The sequence below is a fragment of the Bacillus sp. FSL L8-0152 genome, from assembly GCF_038006365.1.
Lineage (GTDB): Bacteria > Bacillota > Bacilli > Bacillales > Bacillaceae_G > Bacillus_A > Bacillus_A cereus.
In genome coordinates, this window is sequence record NZ_JBBOVB010000001.1 from 3,321,023 (window position 1) to 3,345,961 (window position 24,939).

The window sequence follows — 24,939 nt, forward strand, 5'->3', positions numbered from 1 at the left end:
TTTACCGAATAAATTTATTATAAAGGAGTAGATAAAGTGGACATATTAAAAAACCGGAATTTCCTCTTATTATTTTTAGGAAGAATTTTCACCAACATAGGAGATAGTTTGTATTATGTAGCCGCGATGTGGCTCGTATACAAATTAAGTGGTAATCCTTTTTATTCTGGATTGGCTGGTTCCCTTACGTTATTACCTTCTGCATTACAATTTCTTACTGGTCCATTCGTTGATAGATGGTCCATTAAAAACACCCTCGTCATTACACAAGTTCTGCAATGCATTCTTATTTTAATCATTCCTATTACACACTACTTCGACCTACTAACAGTCCACCTACTACTCATCATCATGCCTATCGTAGCCTTTATTGAACAATTCGCCTATCCCGCACAATCAAAAGCTTTACCACTTCTACTGTATAAAACACAATTATTAAAAGGAAATTCACTCTTCTCATTTGCATATCAAGGCATTGATTTAATTTGTACGACGCTTTCTGGAATATTAGTAGCACTATTTGGCGCGATCACTTTATATGTAATTGACTCTTTCACATTCGCAATTACTGCCCTTTTGTTCTTTTCATTGAAAATACCAAAGCAAACCGAAACGGGCACATCACTTTCAACTAAACAATATTTCTCTGATTTAAAAGAAGGTTTTTCAATTGTCTTCCGTTCCTTAATGGGCGTATTCTTAATCGGTTCCGTTGTCGCTAATTTTTCAATCGGTATGACGATGGCAATACTCCCTTCTTTCGCTGATTCTTTAGGCGGTGTAAAATTATATGGTTTCTTTTTAGCCGCTATATCCGCCGGTTGTTTAATTGGAGCACTATTCAGTTCATGGGTTGGTAAACATAATGTTGGCCGTGTCTCCATTATTAGCTTTGCGACTGGCGCTTTCTTTTGGTTTCTCTCTACAGTTGTACCGTTTCAATGGTTATCCATTTTTTTATTCGGCTTAGCTTGGATACCAATTGGTGCGACCAACATATTATTTGCGACTATTGGTCAAATTGTAATTCCAAACCAATATCTTGGGCGTATCAATTCAGTCACACGAAGCATGGGCACAATTGCTATGCCACTCGGCTCTTTAATTGGCGGATACACTGCGAATGTATATAGTAGCCAACTCATTTTCGCGCTTGCTAGCATCGGGATTTTATTCATTTCCCTCGTATGGCTACTTCATCCGAAATTACGGGCTTTTCCAAAAGCTGATGACATTACAGCGGATACTTTTGAGCTTCGGTTTAAAGAAGAGTGCGGGAAAGGTGCGGCTTTATAACAGAACAAACATAACCCCGTTCTAAATTGGGGACGGGGTTAAAAATATAATTATTTCATTTTGGATGTAAAATACTTCACTAAAAATATAACAATGAAGTCGTTTGAATATCTAAAATTTATTCAACAATAGCACCAACTAAAAGGTTCCGTTAACGCTTTGATGGCCATGCCCCCTGCATTTTCCTTAATTGAATAATTTGTCCTGTATGATAAGCATCATGAAGCATGATATCCAGTAATTTCCCCTCTAGTGAATTTTGCTCAAGCTCTCTTTCGGAAATTGCACTTAATACCTGTCTTAAATTATGTTGAGCATCTTCAGAACGTTCAACGACTTTCTTCCATTCCATATCATCATTAGATTGCTTAGTAAGATAAAATGTCTCATTTCCATCAAGGTTATGTGTCCATTCACGGCCTTCCAAGTTGGCAGCAAGCCTCTCTTTGTAATAAATGAGATGATTAACGTTCTCCCAAATGGTATTCGTTTCCTCACTAGATGGTTTCCACATAGCCTGTTCGGCCGTAAGTCCTTCTATAGCATGTTTAAACGGTGCATACCAACTCTCTTTATCGAATGTTGAATCTAGTTTATTTAATAACAAGTCAATTCGTTTCAAAATAATTTCCTCCCTACACAGTTCAAGTTTTAATACACTCCCTCTAACTCTGTAGAGATTCTACATTTTTAAATAAACTTCCTCCTAATCCCACTCCATAAACTCATCCGATTATGCAATTAAAATGACTCATATTTTTTCATTTCACACGTATACTAGCAACAAAAAAGAAGAGGCTATTTAGGAAGTTCCACCCGTACAGTCGTCCCTTCCCCTTTCGTGCTATAAACTGAAACAGTTCCGTTATGCAGTTCAACAATCTTCTGCACAATCGACAATCCTAAACCGCTACCTTCTACGTTTCTTGCCCTTGCTGTATCTACTTTGTAAAAACGATCAAAAATACGTTCCATCTCTTCTTTTTCCATTCCGATTCCGTTATCGGATATAGAGATAATGACACTATACTCTAACTCTTCCACGAAAAACTCAATCGTCCCAGCATCGTTTGAAAACTTAATACTATTCGTAAAAATATTACTCCACACTTGATGAAGCAAGTTTTCATCACCTTTAATTGTAATGTCCGGCACATCAAACTCAACAGCGATATCTTTCTCACGCCATTTCCATTCGAGCATAAAAATGACGTCTTTAATTTGCTTCTGCAAATTGAATTCTTTTATTTGTAAAACTTTCTCTTCTTTATCTAATGAAGCGAGCGTCAGTAACTGTTTACATAAACTAGACATTCGCTTACTTTCCCCCTCAATAATTTGTAAGTAATGGTTTCTTTCTTCCTCACTCATCTTTTCTGTTTGCAATGTTTTCGAAAAACCTTGTATAGAAGAAAGCGGCGACTGGAATTCATGTGAAACGTTCGAAACAAATTCTTGTCTCATTTCATCTAGTTCTTTAATACTCTTCGTCATCTTTTGGAAGCTTGTAGATAACGTTCCTATTTCATCTTTTCGTTTTACATCTAATTCAATTTCATATTCCCCACTCGCAATTTTTTGCGTAGCCTTCGTAAATTTACGAATTGGGCGAACGATGTAACCTGCTGCAATCACTATAAAGATAATGCTTAATAGTACGATAAACCCAAGTAATACCGCTAAGAAAATTCGCATCTCGCCAAATTGGTTCTGAATGTCGGGACGAATAAATAAAGCGTACTGTTTATCACCGTGTTGCACTGGTACACCGACACTATTTATTAATTCATTATCGAAAAAACCGGTAATAAAGAGACGCGTTGGATACGTAGAAACACCATTAAACGTTTCTCCTTGCAATACTTTATGAACAGTAGCATCGCTAATAGACGTCTTACGAAACGCATTACCGATACGCTTCCCATTCTTTTGATCATCGACAATATAAATTTCATACCCTAACTTTGCAATAGAATGCAAATACGTCTCTTGATTTTCTTCACTTTGCTTTTCATATAACGATTTAACTTCTTCCGCATACTTTAAAATCTTTTCACTATTATACGGTTTTAACTTCACTTGATAATATACGTTCGTTAATAAAAAGCCGATAATACTACTAAGTAGCATAATACCGACCGTCATAAATACAAATCTAGAATATAGTGATTTCATTTTATTTCAGCTCCAACTTATATCCGAGTCCGCGTACTGTCGTAATTTGAAAATCATCCGTTCGTTTTGAGAAACGATCTCGGAGCCTTTTCACATGAACATCAACTGTTCGTTCATCCCCTTCAAAATCCATTCCCCATACTAGTTCAATTAACTCTTCTCTTGAAAATGTTCTTCCAGGATAACTAGCAAGTTGTGATAATAGCTCAAATTCCTTTAAAGGAAGCAAAATTGTTTGACCGTTACACTTTACTTCCACACCTTTTCGATCAATTGTCGTTCCGTGCAACGTAATAATATCTGCACTCAGCATTTGATAACGACGTAATAAAGCTTTCATACGGAAAATGACTTCAGCTGGCTCAAATGGTTTTACGATATAATCGTCTGTACCAGAAATGAATCCTTTTTCTTTATCCACTAACTGGTCTTTCGCAGTTAATAAAATAACAGGAATATCATGATACTTCCGAATTTCTTCACATAACGTATAACCATCAACAAACGGCATCATAATGTCTACAATCGCAAGATGAATGTTTTCCTTCTCTAATACGTCTTGCGCTACCTTTCCATCTTCCGCCTCAAAAACTTTAAACCCCTCTTTTTGTAAATGATAATGCAACAACTCTCTAATATGTTTATCGTCATCAGCTAATAAAATGTGTATCATCTTCATTAAACCCTCTCTCGTTCATCCTTCTACATCACTACATTAAGAAACAATTGAATTTTTTGCAAGAAAAAGAAAAAGAATCTATTTTGAAAAAAGATTATTCAAAATAGATTCTTACGTTTTAGTATTAAGATTATTTTAATGAAAAATAATTTCTATGCTTTAGAAATATCAACGAATCCTTCTCCAAATACGTCACGAACATCGTGTATAGCGATGAACGCAGCCGGATCTGTAGTTTGAACAATCCGTTTTAGCTTCACTACTTCTTGCTTATTAATAACAACATAAAGAATTTCCTTCGGAGTTTTCGTGTAATAGCCATGACCTGAGTACACAGTAACCCCTCTGCCCATTAAGGTAGTTACCTTCCCGGCAATTTCATTCGGATTATCAGAAATAATCGTAATGGCTTTCTTCGGATTTAAACCTTCAATTACAAACTCCATCACTTTCGTTGCTACATATAACATAATAATTGTTATCATCAGTTTTTCTGCACCAATGATGAAATACGATGAAAACGCAACAATTAAATCGAAGAACAGTAGACCGTAGCTAATGCTCCATCCTAAATATTTATGTGTCATCCTTGCTAAGATGGTAGTACCTGCAGTTGTTCCGCCAACACGAATGATTAGACCAATCCCGCATCCAATAAATATTCCTCCGAAAATGGCATTTACGAGCATTTCATCCGAAGCGATCGTCCAACCTTCTGTCAAATGAAGAAATAGTGAGTTTGTAACTACAGCAATGATTGTATAAATTGTTGTAATCTTATTTAAAAATTTATAACCGGCTATTAACAAAATCGCATTTAAAATTAAGTTAACTAAACCCGGTGACCATTCAAATAAATAGTACGTAATAATCGTGATACCTGTTACCCCGCCCTCACCAAACTCATTCGGGATAACAAACAAATTGACACCTAACGCAAAAAGAAATGCACCGATAATAATAAAAATAATGTCTGTCGTTCTTTTTTTCATACAGTACCTCACTTCTTATGTAAATATTTATTCTGTCATAAACTCTCACCATTATATCGTGGAATATTCAAATCGAACAGTGGTTTGTTTTTATTTTAATATAAGATAAAAAATCAACATTATTTATTATGTACTGCAAATAAAGTTTTGATTTCACCCGTAATTTACTCTTAAAAAGAAATGCTGAACATTGACTTGCACAAATTTCAAATAAAAAAGTACCCACCTAATTGTCATACGCAATGATAATTAGATGGGTACTGCATGATACATTTAGTTTTTACATGTATTGTTTGGAGAAAATTGCAAATAACGACTTATACTCGCCTTATTAAGACCAAATCCATACATCATCATTATTTTCAACGTTCGTCTTTGCTTCATGAACTTTTTCAATATGGTCAACTGTGTTCCAGTTAATAGAACTTCCGCCCCACCCTACATACTTCATATCAATTTTCACTTTCTCACCCACATTAAATACTTGTCCCTTTGTTAAGAAAACATCAATAATATCTTTCTTCCCGTTTAGCGATGGATACTCAACTACAACATATTTAGTAGCACCGTCTCCCTCATCTTCCATCGTTCCTACTTTTGATACTTCTCCAATTACATAATCGGGCGAGCCATCTTCTTTCATGTGCATACCTAACTTGTTTGTTGTATTTTCAACTGCAGTTGCAACCATGTATTCTGTAAAATTACGCATCATAGATCCAGTAGCTTTTACTTCATCTCCTACTTTCACGTTTGAAAGTGAATCAATATACACACTAACAGGTTCCTCATATTGCTTAGATTTTACAACAATCACACCGTTATCTACTTCTACTACTCGTCCTTCTAACGTCGAGAAATTCGATTCAATAGAAGCTGCACTCGCTTTTGTTAGTTCTAATCCTGGTACATTTGTTCCTGATAATGCTGCGATCCCTAAAGCACCTGCTAAAATTATTTTTTTCATACCCATATGTAACATCTCCATTCATGATAATTTTATTTTTTTTGATTGGTATCGACCGACCTGTAATCATTATAGTTACAGGTTGTAAAAATAACAACCGTTTTCCTCATGCAATGATGCATACTGTGATTTTCAAATATAAATTTTAGCAAAAAATATTTGTAAATTATTCCTATATTCAGCACTAATACTAAATTCTCAAATTACAGCAGGTGAACTTATTGAAGGCGGAGAAACTAATGTCATGTACAATGTTCTTCAACTCTACGGTTTGTATAGCCGTAGTTCATTAAATTATATAGGAGCGGGATTCATATGTTAATAAAGCCAAAGGGATTACAGCCAGGAGATATCGTAGCAACAGTAAGTCCTTCATGGGGCGGTGCAGGTGATTCTGAAATAAGATGGCGATATGAACAAGGAGTAAAAAGATTAGAAGAAGTTTTTAGTCTTACGGTTATCCCAATGCCAAATAGCTTAAAAGGTAGCGAATACCTTTATAACAATCCAGAGGATCGTGCGGAAGATATAATGACAGCATTTAAAGATACACGCGTGAAAGCAATTATCGCGAATATTGGCGGTGAAGATAGCATCCGGTTACTTCCCTATATAGATTTTAATGTGATACGCGAAAACCCGAAAATTTTTATGGGGTACTCTGACGTTACTATTTCACATTTATTTTGCCATAAAGCAGGGCTTTCCTCTTTATACGGTCCAGCAATTTTGACCGACTTTGCCGAAAATGTAGAGATGGATCCATATACAATTGAAATGGTAAATCGTACTCTCTTTTCAAATGAAACGATTGGAGAGATTCAACCAGCTTATGAATGGACAAGTGAGCATTTAGAATGGATTGAAATAAATAAGGATACAAGACGTACGATGCAGCAAAACAATGGATATGAGCTACTTCAAGGCTCTACCACTGTACAGGGGCGCTTAATTGGTGGTTGTATTGAAGTATTGGAATTTGCAAAAGGAACGGAACTTTGGCCTGAGAAAAAACATTGGGAGAATAGTATTCTCTTCTTTGAAACTTCTGAAGATCATCCAGAACCAAGTTATATAAAATATTGGTTACGAAATTATGCAGCACAAGGTATTCTGCAAAAAGCAAAAGGAATCATTTTTGGTAAACCGAAAGATGAACAATACTATGAAGAATATAAACAGGAAATATTGCAGGTTATGAAGGAACATAACTTAGAAGATTTGCCGATTCTTTATAATTTAAATTTTGGCCATACTGAACCGAAGTTTATTTTACCTTACGGTGCAATGGCAGAAATTAATTGTGAAAATGAATCTTTCTCTATTTTGGAAAGTGGCGTGGAATGAATAAAAACACTCCTATGAGATATGTCTGTGAATTGGTACTTTTTAAAAGTATATAATTGGAGGGAGATTACGTGTATGGAAGTAACATTTACAGTAAGTAAGTGGGATGAAAAACCAATCGATGATAATAAAAAAGATTTCCCTATTAATATTGCTCATGTCGAATATGATATTGATGGGGAATTAAAAGGAAAGGCTTTTGTTGAATACTTATTATATTATTTAGACTCAAATATAAATGATGGTCACTTAGCTACTGCTAAAATTTCTGGATTTTTACACTTTGAAGGGATTTATAAGGGGCAACAAGGAACATTTACAGCTCTAGAGCAAGGAATATTTGATAAAGGAAATTTAGATTCCCCAGGAACAATTATTAAAGCTACCGGTAACTTAGAAAACCTGAGAGGATCCTATAATTATCAGTTTACAGGTCAAACTAGTAAACTAATTTTAGAGTTTGAATTTCAGCAAAATACCTTATAATTTAGTGGAAAGGACATTTCTTGTAATACTAGGAATGTCCTTTTTGTTGACGAGTTTATTCAAGTTAAAAATGAACAGAGTATATTATCAGTATTCAGCAATGCATAAAATTTTGTTCATGGGGGAATTAAAAATCTACGCCCTAGAGACATCATGCCCCACCTATTCATTTCTTTTTTTACTAATTAAAGAATAATCCCCGAAAAACTCCCCTTCATAACTTCCTTTTCAAGTTGATTCCTACATATAAACGTCGCAATAATTTTTGTACGATTTTTTTCATCAGGCTCAAATTGTTCAATAGTTACGTCACAACGAATCGTATCCCCGCTAAAAACAGGACGTAAAAATTCAAAATCCATTTTGCGAGCTAGTACGTTATAATCACCGCCAATTTTTGTAGGCAATGTTGATGTTAACAGCCCTTGTACAACAAATCTTCCCTGCTCATCTGGTGTAACATGATGAACGCCTTCATCTTTCGATACTTCTGTAAATAACGCAACATCCTCTTTCGTAAAAGTTCGTTCAAAGTTGATTTTTTCGCCTACTTGCAATTTCATTCATACCCCTCCTCAAAAACACTTGTAAAATAAGAAAAACCGAAACTAAAAATCATTTCGGTTTTTCTAACTAAAGAAGTCTATTTATTTTAAAGAATGTACAAACAACCCGCTACGCAGTTTCGGTTCAAACCACGTTGATTTTGGCGGCATGACTTCTCCGGCATCTGCGATTGCTAATAAAGCTTCCATTGATGTCGGATATAGTGAAAACGCCACTTTATATTCACCGCTATTTACAAGACGTTCTAGTTCTTCTAATCCACGGATTCCTCCGACAAAGTCGATGCGTGAATCAGATCGCGGATCATGTATTTCAAGCACTTGGCTTAATAAATGATCTTGCAGGATAGATACATCTAAACCTCTAACAAGATCATTCGCATCAAACGTTTCCTCTTTCACAGTAAGCTTATACCACTTCTCATTTACATACATACCAAATGATTTGGGCTCATTTGGTTTATACGGAGAAACAGTTGCTTCTTCTACATAAAAGTACTGCGTAATTTGATTTAAAAACTGTTCCTCTGATAAGCCATTTAAATCTTTCACAACTCGGTTATAATCCCAAATCGATAATTCATCATGAGGGAATAGAACCGATAAGAAGAAATTAAATTCCTCTTCTCCTGTGTAATTTGGATATTGTTCTCTTCGCATAAGTCCTACTTTTGCAGCTGATGCAGAACGGTGATGCCCGTCTGCAATATAAAGATTAGGAATATCTTCAAATGCGTTTACTAAAGTCGTAATTACATCTTCATCTACAATCTTCCACACAACATGCTTAACACCGTCTTCTGCTGTAAATGTATAAATTGGCGTATGTTCTTCTTTCCAGCTCCTAATTAAATGCTTTACTTCATCTTTTGTACGGTACGTTAAAAAAATCGGACCTGTATTTGCGTCACACACATCTACGTGGCGAATACGATCTAGCTCTTTTTCATGACGTGTTCTTTCATGTTTTTTAATTGTATCATCTTCATACTCATCAATAGATGTACAAACGACAAGGCCTGACTGCGTTCTTCCTTGCATCGTCAGTTCATAAATATATAGCGCTGGCTCTTCATCTTGTATGAACACTTCTTCTCGTATAAATTGCTTTAAATTGTCGCCCGCTTTTTCATACACGCGATCATCATACGGTGACAGTTCAGGATCTAAATCAATTTCTGCTTTATCAACATGCAAGAAAGAATATGGATTCCCTTTTACAACTTCCCTTGCCTCTTCACTATTTAATACGTCATACGGTAAAGCTGCCACTTGTGCCGCTTTTTCCTCTACTGGACGAATGGCCCGAAACGGTCGTATTTTTGCCACATTCCTCTCTCCTTTACACAATCATTCGAACGGCTACAACACCTGTAATTTTGCTTATATTTTCTACAATATTCTCTTTTATTATATCATCAATTCCGTTATCGATATCAATCATTGTGTATGCCCAAGAATGTTTACTACGATTAATCATATCGGCAATATTAATATGATGTTCTGCTAAACATCCTGTAATTTGTCCTACCATGTTTGGAACGTTTTGATGCATAATTGTAATTCGTTTCTTTCCGATATACGGCAATTCTACGTTTGGATAGTTTACTGAATTACGAATATTTCCTGTCTCTAAATATTCACGTAATTGACGTGCTGCCATTACTGCACAATTTTCTTCTGATTCAGACGTAGATGCACCAAGATGAGGCGTCGCTGTTACATTTTTCATCTTTATTACATTTTCATTTGGGAAGTCCGTTACGTAATGTGTAATAATATCTTCTTCTAATGCTTTTTGAAGAACCTTTTCATCTACAAGTTCTCCTCTAGAGAAATTAAATAGACGCATCCCTCTTTTCATCTTCTCTACAGCGTGTTCCCCAATAATCCCCTTCGTTTGATTCGTAAGAGGAATATGCAGTGTAATATAATCACACGTTGCAAAAATTTCATCAAGGCTAAATGCTCTTTGCACATGTGTAGAAAGACGCCAAGCTGTTTCAACTGAAATATAAGGATCATATCCGATAACATCCATCCCTAATGCTAACGCATCGTTCGCAACTAAAGCACCAATTGCGCCAAGTCCGATAACACCTAGACGTTTCCCTGCAATTTCTGATCCAACAAATTGTTTTTTTCCTGATTCAACAAGCTGTGGTACTTCTTCACCCTCTAAGTTTTTCGTCCAACTTACACCATTAATAATGTTACGTGAAGACATAATAAGACTGGCAATAATGAGTTCCTTTACAGCGTTTGCATTTGCCCCCGGCGTGTTAAATACTACAATTCCTTTTTCTGTACATCGCTCGACAGGAATATTATTTACACCAGCGCCAGCTCTTGCAATCGCCTTTAAGTCTTTTGAAAACTCTTCTTGATGTAAAGAGTAGCTACGAAGCAAAATCCCATCTGGGTGATTGATTTTATCCCCTACTTCATAACGTTCTTCAGTAAAAACTTGTAAACCTTTTTCTGCAATTTGATTTAACGTTTGAACACGAAACATATCCCCATCTCCCTATCTATTCTCAAGCTCAAATTCCTTCATATAATCTACTAATTGTTTTACACCTTCCACTGGCATCGCATTGTAAATACTTGCACGCATACCGCCGACTGAGCGATGTCCTTTTAGCGTAACGAAACCGCGTTCCTTCGCCTTTTGTAAAAACTCATTATTAAGTTCTTCTGACGGTGTTGTAAATGGAATGTTCATAAGTGATCGATACGCAGGGTCAACTGGTGAAGTAAACAATTTAGATTCATCTAAAAAATGATAAATAAGTGAAGATTTCATTTTATTTTGTTCTTCAATCGCAGATACTCCGCCTTGCTCTTTCAACCACTCTAGTACAAGTTTTGTTACGTAAATACTAAAGGATGGCGGTGTATTATATAAGGAGTTATTTTTACTGTAAGTTTCATAATTTAACATTGTCGGACAAGAGCGATCTGCTCCCCCAATTAAATCTCTTTTTATAATAGCAATCGTTAAACCCGCAGGTCCTAAATTCTTTTGCGCCCCCGCATATATAAGACCAAACTTCGAAACATCATATCTCTCTGATAAAATATTTGAGGACATATCCGCAACGAGCGGCACTCTTTCTACATGTGGAATTTCCACATATTTTGTCCCCTCAATTGTATTATTCGTTGTAATATGTACATAATCTAGTTTTTCATCACTTAATAAACCGTTCAGTTTAGGAATCGTAGTAAACTTCTCTTGCTCGGAAGAAGCAATCACTTGTACTTCCCCAACTTTTTCGGCTTCTTGCAATGCCTTTTTAGACCATGAGCCAGTTAGTACGTATCCAGCTTTTTTATACGTATTCATTAAGTTCAACGGTATCATAGAGAATTGTAATGACGCACCGCCTTGTAAAAATAAAATATCATACTCATCAGGGATGCTCATTAATTCACGAAGTAAGTTACTCGCTTCCTCTATAATACTTTGAAAATAAGAAGATCGATGACTCATTTCTATAATAGACATGCCTGTCCCGTTATAATTTAATAGCTTCTTTTGCACTTTCTCTAAAACTGGCAAAGGGAGTATTGATGGTCCTGCTGAAAAATTATAGACTCTCTCCATTACCCTCATAACCTCCCTATTTCTCATCGGATTATTTTTTAAACTTTCTGAATTATAACCCAAAATATAATATGTGGTCAATTTGTTTTCTATTATTACGGCGCAAGACGCGATGGAATCGCTTGCAAGTGCAGACTTTTTTATGAACATATAAAAAAGTGTTAAGTACATAATCGTACTTAACACTCTAATAATGAAAGAATAATAGCTAATCGTTCGTAAAGAACCGATCAAAAATTTGATAAATAGCAGAGAGACCAATGAGCCAATAAATAGTGTCCACAAGCGCCGGCATAGAACCAAACCATTTCTCAACTACATTGTAATCTAACGCTACAAATAACCAATTCAAACCGCCAAGAATCACCAAAATTACTGTAAGGTAAGACAAAAATTTCATTATGATTGCCCCCTAGGTGATAAGATGGTGAAAGGCCTTTCACTAGAAATATATGTAGTAAACTTTAAAACTTACCTATTTTATAAAATTTATTTTCGGTACCACCCGTTAATAACTGCCTCTGCTTCTTTACTATGTATTTGATACGGATGTGTACTATCATTAGAGCCAATAAACCAAATTGAAAAACCTTTAAAATATGGTTTCGGTTCTAATACATCGCGGTAAGCACGCCATCCATTTAATTGTACATCTTTCGAAAACACATTTGAAACATCTGGATTCCATGGATTTTGTAATCCAAGTTCACGTGCTGGAACGTTAAATCCACCGAAGTAAACTGGCTTTCCTGTTGCATTATGTAATTGTTCCAATTGCTGAACAACATTTTGCCCACGATTATATACTGTTGTCGCAAATAAACTTTGTTTCACTTCTTCATATGTTGGATTCCTTTTTCCTGAAACTTCAAACCAACTATCTATGCTAACAATATCCACCTTTTTTAAATACGGGCGATTGATTTTTTCTTTAAACTTCACTTCATAAGAAGAGTCCCAACTTGCTGTTAACCACCAGTTCATTTGATACAAAACATTTCCTTTATACTGATTACGAACAAAATTAATTGTATCGCTCCAGTATCCTTCTGCATACTCCATATTCACGAAATTAGAAGCAATCTTTAGTCCATACACATTGTATTTACTTGTAATGGAATTAAAAATATCTTGCAGAATAACCGTCTTCCAATTCCAGAAGAAATCATTAATGTTACTTGGGTTCCATTCTGTCTCTCCAACATTCCCCTGCTGAATATACGGGAACGGTTCCACTATAACTTGAATATTACGCTTTAATAATTCTTGAATTAAAATAATAGCTTGTTGCTTTTGCGCTTGATTAATTACCATATTCGTAGAAGTCACATTCGGGATATCCACTTGAATCGGTACATTTACTGTATTTAAATTTAAGCGCTCCACATCCGCTAATACTTTCGCTACATTTCCAACTTCCCATACTGTTACGTTTCCTGATTTGATTTTTCCAGATTGAACAGTATTTACATCTGCCTGTACATTTCCTTGAAAACAAAAAGAAAACAACATAATAAACACTCCTAAAAAACTTATTAAACTCTTATTTTTCTTCACAACTTTCCCCCTATAATTTTTGGCTTTCTTGATTATTTTATACAACGTTTCATATATATTCCACAAAAAATCCAATAAATTTTTATTGATAAAAATGCTATTCATCCTTTATTCACATCTTACTCATACTAAGCTCCTAAAAATAGTAAGATAAATAAAAAAGGAACGGATTTCCGCTCCTTTTTTATCTTTTTACGATTATCAATCCATTTCCCTTTTAGGCTCTACCAACATGATGTGGGATTCCTTTTCAGTGAAAGGTTTATGCTCAACGCCTCTCGGGACAATAAACATCTCGCCCTTAGAAATTTTCACCTGTCCATCACGGAAATCGATGAACATCTCCCCTTCAAGCACAATAAATAGCTTATCCGTATTAGGATGCTCATGCCATATAAAATCTCCATTAGCTTTAAAAAGCTGAATTTGATCATCATTCATTTCACCAATCACTCGTGGATACCAATAATCGTTAATTTTAGATAACTCGTCATTTAGTTTAATAGGTTGGTAATGGATAATAATCCCTCCTCATTTTTAACTTCCACTATATTACAATAATCTAAGTAAAAAAGTCGTCATTACGCTTAAAAAGAAAATGCTCCGGCCAGAACTTTTCATTCAGATAGTACAAAGGAGTGATTTCAATGAAAGTTCTTTCAATCCAATGTTTCCTTTAACTCTCCATAAGTATAGAACAGTGATTTTCAAATAAGAATGGACCCCTGTTGACATTAGTATGGATTATTGATGAACTTCTCGCGATATTTAGTAGGCGAAATGCCAACTCGCTTCTTGAAAACTCTACTAAAATAAAAAGGGTCTGCGATTCCAACAGCCTGCGCAATTTGTTGTACAGGCACACCACTTGTACATAACATTTTTTGAGCCATCTTTATACGATAGTTCAATACATATTCTGCTGGCCCCATACCTGCATGCTTTCTAAACACGTAAGAAAGACGATTTCGATTAACATTATTTTGTTCTGTAAGCGTATGTATTGTAATATCTTTATAATAGTATTTACGAACATAACTAGATATTCGTTCGAATAAAGTATGCGACTCATAGTTGTTTTCTCTATTGACAACACTTAATAAAGCTTCATTCAACGCTTCGCGAAACAGCATTTCGGTCTGAAGCATCGAAATGCCTCCACGCTGATTATACACATCCCAAAGACGCATAAGTAATTCGACAAGACGAGGAGATTGTCCTGTTAATAATTCAAAATGCTGATGAGTAAAGCCAGAGTCTTCTCGTTCTGAATTGCTTATCTGATATAAAACAAGAATATATTCCCAGTTTATTTCACCAAGCATTTTATGGGCTAATGTCATTTTTGCACCCCCATGTATAACTTTTCCTGGGGAAAGGATATACGGCGTACCATTAAATTGAAATTGCGTCTTCCCTGTAAGTGGAAATACAAATCCTGGGAAAGAATCTGTAGACTCAGCACAAGGCACACCTGGATTTTTAGCATAACGATATACTCCTTCTACTCGGAAAGGATTATTGGCAAGATACTCTGCTAACTCATTCACGTCCAACTTCACAATGCACGCCTCATTTCAATAATAGTTTTCTTGTAATTCGCGAGATTAATTGGTGTACATTCTGGGCAACGCTAAACTAAAAATAGTACATACGACTTAACAAGATCTGGTTATTAACCTATAAATATATTGTTTTTCATTTATTGACAAAAGTATCCTCCCTATATTATTGATAATGATTTTCATTGTAGTTTGATAAAAAAACATTTGTCAAGTTGGATGGCGTAGAAAAATGACGAAACAAGGGGTACAGAGGGACCGTTCTGTTGCAAATAATACCTGGTCTTTGTTAACTAATTCCCCTCAAAACTGGAATAATCATGTTAATAGTTGTAATGGCTTTATTTGTTACAGCACTTGCAGCATGTGGAAATAATCGTAATCCTGAAGAAGTTGCTACAGCGTATTTCGAAGATGGAAACAGCCTACTATCAAATTAAATGATAGTAGGCTGGCTGTTAAAATTATTTAAGAACTGGGTTATGTTCTAAATGATAAGCTTTCATTATCAAAAAGATTATTACTAGTCCCTCCACAAACAAAAACACCCTATCACTTCGGTTCTAAATTTAGCACCTTCCCCTCTATTCCCTCCGTATTCAATGTAGTCGTATGATACGTTCCACTTACCCAATCATCTATTTGATCATGATACCAATCGCTTCTAAAATGTCCCGATTGTCCTGGCCCTACGATATGATAACCGTTTGACATATCTTTCGTATCAATAACAAATCGCCAAGAAGCCCCGTGATTTACAATGCCGTTATCGCCGTAACTCGCTGCTTGAACGGTAACTTGACTTCCGCCAATTGGAACTGGTTTCTCACGATTAAAAGCGAGTAACGCTAACATACTAGATGATTTCGAAATTGGATGTGTAAAAGCGAGTTGATGATAATCGCCCCACTTCCAGGCCCCAACATCGGGTCCATATTCCTTCTGCAATTTCTTCATTACATTCTCGTACGATGTATGCACAATTTTTGTGAAACCTCCGTACTTAGAAAACCATGCACTATTTTCTCCTGCTACTTGTTTCCGGATTAATTCATCCACAACTTGTGACTTCCCTTTAAATAACTCCATTACATCTTTCGGTATTTCTTTTGAAAATAACGTATTTGAAATCTCTTTCATTAATAAATGGAATATTAATGGTGCCGCTTCATCTTTACTATCGTAAAAATTCCACTTTGTTAATTGGTTTACACCTTCTTTCTCTACCTCATTTAAAGATGCTTTATTTAACTCTTTTAAAAATATAGGAGTAAACTCTTTCCCGTATAAATTCTTTTGATCCATCTGTAACTCTTCTAAATCTTTCACCGTATACTTTTCCTTCTCTTGCAAAAATTCTTGAATACGCATTTGCCTATATGGCTGTGCCCACGTATTGCTAATATGGTACGGATAATCATCATCAACAATTTTATTATTCGCAGTTGAAATAAAACCTTCTTTCGGATTTATAACTTTCGGCAGCTGATCAAATGGAATATATCCTTCCCATTCATATTCATCTGTCCATCCTGGAACAGGCAAGCTACCATCGCCTTTTTTACGCACTGGTATATTTCCATTCGCTTTATAAGCAATCGTGCCATCGTTTGATGCAAACACAAAGTTTTGCGTTGGTGTATGGAAATCTTGAAGAGCGGTTTCAAACTCCGTCCAGTCTTTTGCTTTGTTCATATTTAATACAGCTTTTAACTCAGCTGACGGTTCTAAAGCTGTCCACTTTAAAGAGAATACGGTTTTCGTTTTCTCCTTCCCCTTATTCGCAAACTCTGAAATTACTGGTCCATGCCTCGTAATTGTAACGTTATAAGGAATTGTCTTCCCGCCTTTTACTTTAATAGACTCGTCTACAACGGTAGCTTTCTCCCATTTATCGTTATACAGAAATTCATTTTCATTATTAGGATTTCTCTTCTCAATATATAAATCTTGCACATCAGGCCCTGTATTCGTAACGCCCCACGCTATTTTGTCATTGTGTCCTAATATAACACCTGGTACTCCAGCGAAAATAACGCCACTCACATTTAAACCTTGCATTTCAAGTCTCGTTTGATACCAAATAGAAGGCGTCGCAAGAGATAAATGAGGATCATCTGCTAAAATTGGCTTACCTGATGCACTCTTCTCACCGCTCACAACCCAGTTATTACTACCGTTAAACTCCGGCGGAATTATCGTTTTTGAAAAACTTTGCGCTACGTCCACATTTGTATTTTTCAGTTCAGCTAGCAATCTAGGAGCATCTTTCGGATATTTAGGAAATAGCTCATTTGCTTGCTCTTTCGGAAGGTTTTTCAGCGCCCAATATCGAAACGCCTGTCCATGCCAATGTCCTCCTAAGTCAAACGCCATATACTTCCCGATCGTTAAAGTATCAACAATTGACCACTCAGCAGGTTCATAACCTAATATAGTAAACTCAACTGGTAATTTCTTTTCCTTTTTCGCCTCACGTATAAAAGCGTTCACCCCATCAGCAAATGACTGCAGGGCATATTTTGCTTCTCCATCATATTGACTAACTGAAGCTTCTGCCGCTCGCCGTAAACCGAGTGTTCGAAACAATTTATCTCGGTCAACAGCTGCTTCCCCAACAACTTCACTTAACATACCAGAAGCTTGTCTTCTACTTAAATCCATTTGAAACAACCGATCTTGCGCTTGTACATACCCTTGTGAAAAATATAAATCATGTGCATTTTCCGATTTAATATGCGGGACACCTTTACTATCCCGCTTCACCGTAACAGCGTGTTGTAAATCCTCTAGCTTTATCGTTCCATCTATCTTTGGCATAGATTTCAGCGTATATATATTCAAAAAAATCGCAGCGGAAATAACTAACAAGAGAACGATACTACTAGCCCAAATAAAAATTCTTCTTCCCCTTTTTCGTTTCTTCTTTATAACTACCTCCATATAACCACCCCTTTCTCACACTATTCGCTTCTTTTTGAGAATGAACCTTTAAAAAACATTAAAAAACCCCCTTCATTTTCCTACCAATGAAGGGGGTCTTTCTTATCGTTTGCTACGCCAACTTTCATTATGCCCAAGATTTGCACCTGTCGCTACTTGCACATCATATAACATTTCACTAAAGAAGCGTTTATCTACTTCTTTTGGTACAATGCGTCTTTCATCATCAATTTCATCGTACTCATATGAACCACGATTCACTGTACCTGCTTTATAAAATTGAATGTCAAATACACATACATCTTCTTCATCTTCATAACCAATCAGCGCTCCGCTAAATGACAATTGCACTCCTAATCCGTTACAAGTATCTTCTTTGTAAAATGTATAATACACACCGCCATCTTGAACAGATCCACGGATCCATCCAAGCTTCGTCATCTTACCGAATAACGAACGACCATTTAGTAAAATACCACCAAATCTCTCAATAGCACTCTCATCATTCTCTTCTACTACAAACATTGGACGCTCAATTTGTAGGAACGGCTGAACAATTCCCGCACTTTCTAATTGCTCTTTCCATAATTCCTTCTCCGCCCCAGACAATTCTAACGGATGAACGAAACCAATAACAGTGCCAAATGAAAGTTCATAACTCTTCCCTTCAATTGTACAGAACACGCCACCTTCTGCATAACGGAATGCGTTCAGCAACTTCCCTTCCTTATACTCACCCCAAATGAGTGAAATAGAAAATTGCTTTATAATTGAATTATCCATAAATACAGACTTCCATGCATTATGTGACCAATAACGCTTTAACGAAAGTGCCGCTTCTAATCGTTGTTTTTGCATTGAAAGAGTAGTTCGGAGCTCCTTCTTTAAAGAGGCTAATTCTTTTTTAGCCTCTTCAGCCTTTTCTACATCATCTTTTGCATTCGGCTTTGGAAGTGACTTCATACGTTTTCCTTCCTCTGTCTCTAATTCAATTTTTGACTCTGTAGTTAAAATGGCAGTAAAACTTCGATTCCCGAAATCAATTATCTTTTCACCATGTATAGTAAAGCCAAGGTCCGGCACCAATTGATCTTCCAGCTCTTCCTCTGTTATACCACGTGTTTTCGCAGCAAGACTTAGGGCTTCTTTTGCTGCATTACGTACTTGCTTATGTTTATATTTAAATGCTATTGCATGAATAGACATAAGTGCAAGCTTAGATGAAGACAAACCTAAAGCACGAACGGCATCCGCTGCTATCTTTCCTCTCACTTGAAGCACCCATTCATCAATTTGCTTTATAAGTATGTCGACCATTTTGTCGTCACTATACATTCCGTATAACGAAAGAATTCCACGCTTCTTCACATCTGCGTCTTGAGAAATCCATATTTGATATATTGTTTGCACATATTCTTTTAAGTCCTCTTCATTTAAAGCTCTACCAATTACTTCTGCCGTTTCTTTCTTCTCAATAACAGCATCTGAAATATACTGTTGTAAATAGGCTAACGGAATTGCAGCATCAGCAATTTCATTAGAGTCACGTAAACGGATTTGTGGCTCATCCCCAATCAATTGCAGAAGTGAATTTCTTGTTTGTTCCGTTAAAATACGTGCACATAGTTCTTCGATCTTTTCTTCCTCCGTTTGAAATAAAAACGACAATTTTCCTGCGAAAGATGCATTTTTACTTTCTTGCAAAGCTTCCTGTACAAGTTTCGTATATTTTTCAAGCTTATACTCTATTAGTATTTTCATCACATTTTCACGAACAATCTTCTTTTTATTATGAAGTTCAACTGCTACATCTGCTGCAGCTTCTATATCTTTTGAAAGCAGTTTAACTACAGACTCACGCATTTTTTTAGATGAATCTCCTAAGCTTTTAATTAAAATCGGACGCATTTTAACCATGTTATCCTTTGCTAACTCTTCTAAAATATATGCTTTTGCCATAGCAGAATACTCATCAAACCGTTCAATTATATATGCTTGTTCTTTTACAATTACACAAACAAGCGCTTCCTTCGCCTTATTTCTCTCTTCACTGTAGCATGCAGCTTCTTCAACTGCATAAGCGATAAGTTTTTCCTTACTTAACCCATACGAAAGCAGATCTTCTAATACTTGTTTCGGCTCTACTCCTCTGACAGAACATTCGTAAAGAAGTTCGTATAAATTAACACTATCATCATCTCCAAACTGTAGTGTAAGTACAGCTTCCCTTTTCGCTACATCATCTATATCCCAAAGAAGCGCAACCTCTAACACCGGCATACCCCAATACATACTTCTATATTTCGGATTTTTAAGTATTTGCTTTATATCCTCAAGTGACAACTTCCCTAGTAAATAATCACAATATGTATCCCGCACTGTAGACAATTTAATTTGCAAAGCAGCAACAAAAAATTCTTCTCGCATTTTCCCTCTATTTAGCTCATATCCTTTTTCGGCTAGCGTTCGTGCGATGATGAGATAATTCATTTTACTTACATATTGCAAAGTTTGTTGAATAAATTCAGGGTTTTCCTCCAACATAAAGCATAGCAATTCATATTCATACGTCTTACAAAAATCCTCACTATTCAAATCATGTTGCCTTAGACGATGCGCAAAAAATCTTTCCTTAGAAATCCAAAACTGTGTACAAAAACTTTGAATTTCTTCATATGTTTCTCTATTTACACTACCAGTTTTTTTGTGGTTTTGAGACTGACCGAGAGTGTGACACATATAACGTGTTGCATAGTTTATAAAACCCCAAACATTTTTCTTCGCCAATATCTCAATATATCGCCTCGCAACATTCGAATGTTTATGAACACAAAATAATAGCCGCCAAATATGTTCCGGTAAATTCCCACCTATAAATACTTCACTATCATCTTCACCTTTTAAATACCGTTTAACTGCTTCAACCTTTTCCTTTTCCCCTAGCAGTTTCAATATAAATTCTGTATGTTCTTCTAACCTCTCATTCAATAAAGAACTATATGTACGAAACTTTTCATACTCTACATCAAACATTACGAGAAGTAATGTTAATTGCTGCTTAGTTGGTAAAGTATGTAATTGTTCCTCTATATAGTTCGGTTTCTCTTTTGTTAACTCTCTAAGAAAAACATCTGCTTCATTGACGTAACTTGAAATACTAGATAAATACCTACATGCAATTGCTACAAGTTTGTCCAAAGGTAGTGCACTTTTTTCTAAATAAACCTTCATTTTAGAAAAACTGACATGCGCAAAACGGACTACAAGAACATTTAATAATTGCTCCTCGAGTATATGATAAAATAACCGAAAGAAACCCGGATCTTGTTTATGTACTTTCCTAAAATCGTTTATAAATCGCTCCGCAAAATCGCTTCTTTTTTGATCACGAATCGTCGTTAGTTCAATATCTTTTAAAATCTCTTCTTCTTTTGTCTGTAAATATCGTAGTGATAATTGTTCCTGTTCTTCTATCATATTAATATATTGAAACAACTCAGATGTACTAGTAGTCAAACTTTGTACCCCCGCATCTTTTTATCTATTATAAAAATACCCTTATTTAATGGTAGTATAGCATAAAACCCACAAAAACGAACGTACATTCTACATTAAATTAATTTAAATTAAAATACACTACTCAACATACATTTCCTTCTCTCTAAACTTCCCATTACACACTTCTCCCCACTAAAATCCTTTAACTTTTTGCTACACCAATTCCTCAAAATCCCCTTCACATAAGCTAACGTTTTCTTATTATTTTCAAACGCAATTTTAAGTGCCACTAACACTTTCTCTCCAGAAAATCTTTGTATCCAATTCTTCAATTCTTTCACAATATATGGGGATAAACTACTAATATTTTGTTCATAAAACTTATAAACTTCACTATTTGGAACGTTCTCTTCTATACTTTCTACCTCTTCCGCTTCTTCTTTCTCTTCAATAACTACTTGTGAACTACTATTATCCTCTTCTTTTGGCATACCAAAATGCTGCAATAATAATGGAATCGTGTATTCTTCTTCAAGGCATTTACGTAAAAAGATATGTATGAACTCATTACTTTTTACAGTCTTTAACTCACGTAATACGCACTTTTCTACATTCGTATTTGAAATAGGGTTATAGTGTAACCAGTTTATTATGAATACCTCTTTCGTTTCCGTATCATATAAAATCTTTCCATACTCAACAAACCTGTTTAGCAACTTCTCAACAGTCTCCATACTATAACCTGTTTCAAGCTCTGCCACACGCTTCGGTAATATGTAAATACCACATTGCTTCGTTTTCGTACCAGTTAACAAATATATGTAAAAATAACGCTCCTCTGGCGTTAAATCTAATATGAATTCATCTTGCCAAAAGTTCACCTGCACATTACGGTATACCGCCATATGTTTCCCTCCACTCTTTGCTAGTAAATAGGAAGATTTTAATCCTTCATTATAAAAATAGGAATGCGGGAATGGTTTTGGCATTCGAATTACAATTTTTTTTACTACTACAACGCCGGTTTCATTTTTTCGTGCTTGTTTTGTTCTTGTAGTTGTTTTTGTTTTTTCTTAGTGATTTATTACTTGGTAGGGACTTATGAGGGGCTTATGAGGGGCTTGGAAGGGCATTCTGCATTACAATCTATGAAATACAATTTGTTCTTCCTACTAAATAGGAGCTATTCCAAATTATTATTTTGGATAGCTCCTTTCAAATTCTTCTTATTTTTTACTTCTACCAATGTCAGCTTCTACATACAATTTATTCTGCTATTTGCAGGCAGTAAAACCCTCATTTCAAAATTCGGTGAATAAACTGCTCGATTGCAACGCGAGTGGCCCCACTGATTAAAGTTTTATTTTTGCATTGAATCTAACATCTTCACAATAAAAGCAGCTGCCTGACCACGAGTCGCTGTACCTCGGGGATCAAACTCATTATTTCCAACACCATTAACTACCTTTAAGCTGTATAATCGTTGAACCGATTCTTTATATGTTATTAAATGCTTATCTGTAAATGGTAATGCTACTAACTCACCTGTAATTCCTTTGTATCGTAATGCTTTGTCAATCATAATAGATACTTCTTCACGAGTAATTGGTGAGTTAGGATCAAAAACCCCTTCACCACGACCATTAATAATTCCTGCACTTGCACAACGTTTAATACCGTCATGAAGTGATGGATGTGCCTCATTAATATCTACAAATGACTTATTTCCCTCTGGTAGTTTAAGAGCATTCGAGATTAATTTCGCAAACTCCGCTCTCGTTACATTTCGATATGGCGCAAATACACCATTGCCTTCGCCTTGCATAATACCTAGACTGTTTAATTTACGAATATGCCCTTCAAACCAGCCACCTGTAATATCATCTTTTGGTTTTTGTACTTCTTCCTTAGGCTTTTGTACCTCTTCCTTTGGTACATTGTAGTTAATTTTAATCCAACTTGGGTCATAGAAAATCCATTCTCCATTACCTACTTTATACCAACCATTTTTAACCGCTAATACTTTGTAACGATCTCCGTTTGAAGCTTTACGTACAACACGATGTTCAATACCCGCATCACTACGTACATTGATGCCACTACCATTTACCACTAGTTCCATGCTAGGTTCAGCTGGATTATTTTCATTTGGATTAAATGAGTCATTTTTATCTTGTAAAGGAGTATCAATCTGCGCATTTATATTTGCATACCACTGAATTCCTTGTACGAAACCAGCCCAATTACCACGTGAAATTAAAATGTCAGGACATTTTTTCCCGCTCCATTGTTGATGCTTGTAAATATGATCTGCACCAATTCCTTCTTTGTTCATTAAATAACCCGCAAGTCGTTTTGCATTTTCTAAAGCTTTATTGTAATCACCGTCTTGGTTAACCGCGATCTCGATACCGATAGACTCCCTGTTTCCTGATCCATCTCCATCTCCTGCATGCCAACCGTTTTCGTTTGTTGGTAAGTGTTGATAAATTTGTTTATCGTCTACTGTAAAATGCCATGAAGCTGTTCGGAACGTCCCCTCTGTTGCTTGTTTATACAAATATTTCGCATGATTTTCAGCATTAGCACCAGCGGCCGTATTTGCCGTCTCATGGATTGTAATGTAACGTGCTTTCATCGGATTTGCAGGACGAATATCAGAGTTTCCTGCCGGAACAATCCACTCTACAAATGGAACTCCTGCAAGTGTTCCATATTTCTTCGTACTCGGTGCACTATATTGAATACCTCTTGGCTTTGCAACAGGTTTCATTTGACGATCAGATCCATCATTTCGACCATCTACAGATTCAAATGCCTTTTCAATATTTAAAATAGCTTCCTTTTCTGCTACTTGCCCCTTCTTTGCATCTTTCATTTTGTTTAATTCTTCTGTTTCATCATGTTTATGCTTATATTCTTCTAAAAGCATTTTTTCATTTTCAGATACTTCTGCTTCGTTAACTTGTACATAATCAGGAACTTCCAACTTGAAATTAGAATAATTTAATCCGCTCGTTCCATGTTCTCCTTGGGCAATATTTAGTTGATCAGTTTGAGCTTTGTTTATCTCTTCTGCTGATGCTGATAAAGGTACACTCCCTAAAATCACCAGACTTGTTGATAGTGCGATTACTTGTTGTTTGATTGTCTTATTCATTATTATAAATAGATATACACACATTTTCGCCGTGTATATATCTCAACCTCCTTTTGTTGTCACATTAATTTTAAAAATACGAATCTATTATGTACTTCTAA

The 24,939-nt window shown here is 35.7% G+C and carries 20 protein-coding genes; 3 read left to right on the plus strand and 17 right to left on the minus strand.

Going from position 1 to position 24,939, the window contains the following annotated elements; translation table 11 throughout:
• Positions 1 to 36: 36 nt before the first annotated feature.
• Positions 37 to 1,296, plus strand: coding sequence for an MFS transporter (locus MHH27_RS16605; RefSeq protein ID WP_340943401.1), 1,260 nt, complete (start codon positions 37 to 39; stop codon positions 1,294 to 1,296).
• Between the two features lie 151 nt (positions 1,297 to 1,447).
• On the opposite strand, the gene MHH27_RS16610 is transcribed toward MHH27_RS16605, so the two are convergent.
• From MHH27_RS16610 to MHH27_RS16630, 5 genes are all read right to left on the minus strand, one after another.
• On the minus strand, positions 1,448 to 1,918 hold the full coding sequence (locus tag MHH27_RS16610) for a DinB family protein (protein ID WP_000820997.1): 471 nt from the start codon (positions 1,916 to 1,918) through the stop codon (positions 1,448 to 1,450).
• A 176-nt stretch (positions 1,919 to 2,094) separates the two neighbouring features.
• Entirely contained in the window at positions 2,095 to 3,471 is a 1,377-nt protein-coding gene (locus MHH27_RS16615) for a sensor histidine kinase (RefSeq protein ID WP_048558184.1), read from the minus strand.
• Between the two features lies 1 nt (position 3,472).
• On the minus strand, positions 3,473 to 4,150 hold the full coding sequence (locus MHH27_RS16620; protein ID WP_000781961.1) for a response regulator transcription factor: 678 nt from the start codon (positions 4,148 to 4,150) through the stop codon (positions 3,473 to 3,475).
• A gap of 152 nt (positions 4,151 to 4,302) precedes the next feature.
• On the minus strand, positions 4,303 to 5,142 hold the full coding sequence (locus MHH27_RS16625; protein WP_000747488.1) for a YitT family protein: 840 nt from the start codon (positions 5,140 to 5,142) through the stop codon (positions 4,303 to 4,305).
• 331 nt (positions 5,143 to 5,473) lie between these two features.
• Positions 5,474 to 6,115: a F0F1 ATP synthase subunit alpha gene (locus tag MHH27_RS16630; protein ID WP_016512568.1), complete on the minus strand. Its 642-nt coding sequence runs from the start codon at positions 6,113 to 6,115 to the stop codon at positions 5,474 to 5,476.
• A 309-nt stretch (positions 6,116 to 6,424) separates the two neighbouring features.
• Between MHH27_RS16630 and MHH27_RS16635 the strand changes: the two genes are divergently transcribed.
• Both MHH27_RS16635 and MHH27_RS16640 read left to right on the plus strand, forming a co-directional pair.
• Entirely contained in the window at positions 6,425 to 7,456 is a 1,032-nt protein-coding gene (locus tag MHH27_RS16635) for a S66 family peptidase (RefSeq protein ID WP_340943406.1), read from the plus strand.
• Between the two features lie 75 nt (positions 7,457 to 7,531).
• The gene (locus MHH27_RS16640; RefSeq protein WP_000454093.1) at positions 7,532 to 7,942 is read left to right on the plus strand and encodes a DUF3224 domain-containing protein; all 411 of its coding nucleotides are present in this window, start codon (positions 7,532 to 7,534) and stop codon (positions 7,940 to 7,942) included.
• Positions 7,943 to 8,127: 185 nt separating this feature from the next.
• Here the strand turns inward: MHH27_RS16640 and MHH27_RS16645 are convergent, their stop codons facing one another.
• From MHH27_RS16645 to MHH27_RS16700, 12 genes are all read right to left on the minus strand, one after another.
• Positions 8,128 to 8,505, minus strand: a complete 378-nt coding sequence (locus MHH27_RS16645; protein ID WP_000776354.1) for a MaoC family dehydratase — start codon at positions 8,503 to 8,505, stop codon at positions 8,128 to 8,130.
• Between the two features lie 84 nt (positions 8,506 to 8,589).
• Complete coding sequence (locus tag MHH27_RS16650) at positions 8,590 to 9,837, minus strand: DUF1015 domain-containing protein (RefSeq protein ID WP_001063081.1); 1,248 nt, start codon at positions 9,835 to 9,837, stop codon at positions 8,590 to 8,592.
• A gap of 13 nt (positions 9,838 to 9,850) precedes the next feature.
• A complete protein-coding gene (locus MHH27_RS16655; protein WP_000490222.1) occupies positions 9,851 to 11,023 on the minus strand; it encodes a 3-phosphoglycerate dehydrogenase family protein in 1,173 nt (390 codons plus the stop codon).
• A gap of 12 nt (positions 11,024 to 11,035) precedes the next feature.
• Complete coding sequence (gene serC / locus MHH27_RS16660; RefSeq protein WP_340943408.1) at positions 11,036 to 12,118, minus strand: 3-phosphoserine/phosphohydroxythreonine transaminase; 1,083 nt, start codon at positions 12,116 to 12,118, stop codon at positions 11,036 to 11,038.
• A gap of 208 nt (positions 12,119 to 12,326) precedes the next feature.
• Entirely contained in the window at positions 12,327 to 12,518 is a 192-nt protein-coding gene (locus tag MHH27_RS16665; protein ID WP_000670804.1) for a DUF378 domain-containing protein, read from the minus strand.
• Positions 12,519 to 12,607: 89 nt separating this feature from the next.
• Positions 12,608 to 13,675: a glycoside hydrolase family 113 gene (locus tag MHH27_RS16670; protein ID WP_340943410.1), complete on the minus strand. Its 1,068-nt coding sequence runs from the start codon at positions 13,673 to 13,675 to the stop codon at positions 12,608 to 12,610.
• Between the two features lie 201 nt (positions 13,676 to 13,876).
• Positions 13,877 to 14,116: a cupin domain-containing protein gene (locus MHH27_RS16675; RefSeq protein WP_000997182.1), complete on the minus strand. Its 240-nt coding sequence runs from the start codon at positions 14,114 to 14,116 to the stop codon at positions 13,877 to 13,879.
• Between the two features lie 293 nt (positions 14,117 to 14,409).
• A complete protein-coding gene (locus MHH27_RS16680) occupies positions 14,410 to 15,237 on the minus strand; it encodes a helix-turn-helix transcriptional regulator (protein WP_061660427.1) in 828 nt (275 codons plus the stop codon).
• 552 nt (positions 15,238 to 15,789) lie between these two features.
• A complete protein-coding gene (locus tag MHH27_RS16685) occupies positions 15,790 to 18,180 on the minus strand; it encodes a penicillin acylase family protein (RefSeq protein WP_086387795.1) in 2,391 nt (796 codons plus the stop codon).
• Between the two features lie 102 nt (positions 18,181 to 18,282).
• Positions 18,283 to 21,696: a DUF4132 domain-containing protein gene (locus MHH27_RS16690; protein ID WP_340943412.1), complete on the minus strand. Its 3,414-nt coding sequence runs from the start codon at positions 21,694 to 21,696 to the stop codon at positions 18,283 to 18,285.
• A gap of 110 nt (positions 21,697 to 21,806) precedes the next feature.
• Positions 21,807 to 22,583: a DnaD domain-containing protein gene (locus tag MHH27_RS16695; protein WP_090977587.1), complete on the minus strand. Its 777-nt coding sequence runs from the start codon at positions 22,581 to 22,583 to the stop codon at positions 21,807 to 21,809.
• Between the two features lie 455 nt (positions 22,584 to 23,038).
• Entirely contained in the window at positions 23,039 to 24,838 is a 1,800-nt protein-coding gene (locus MHH27_RS16700; protein WP_025117791.1) for an S-layer homology domain-containing protein, read from the minus strand.
• Between the last annotated feature and the right edge of the window lie 101 nt (positions 24,839 to 24,939).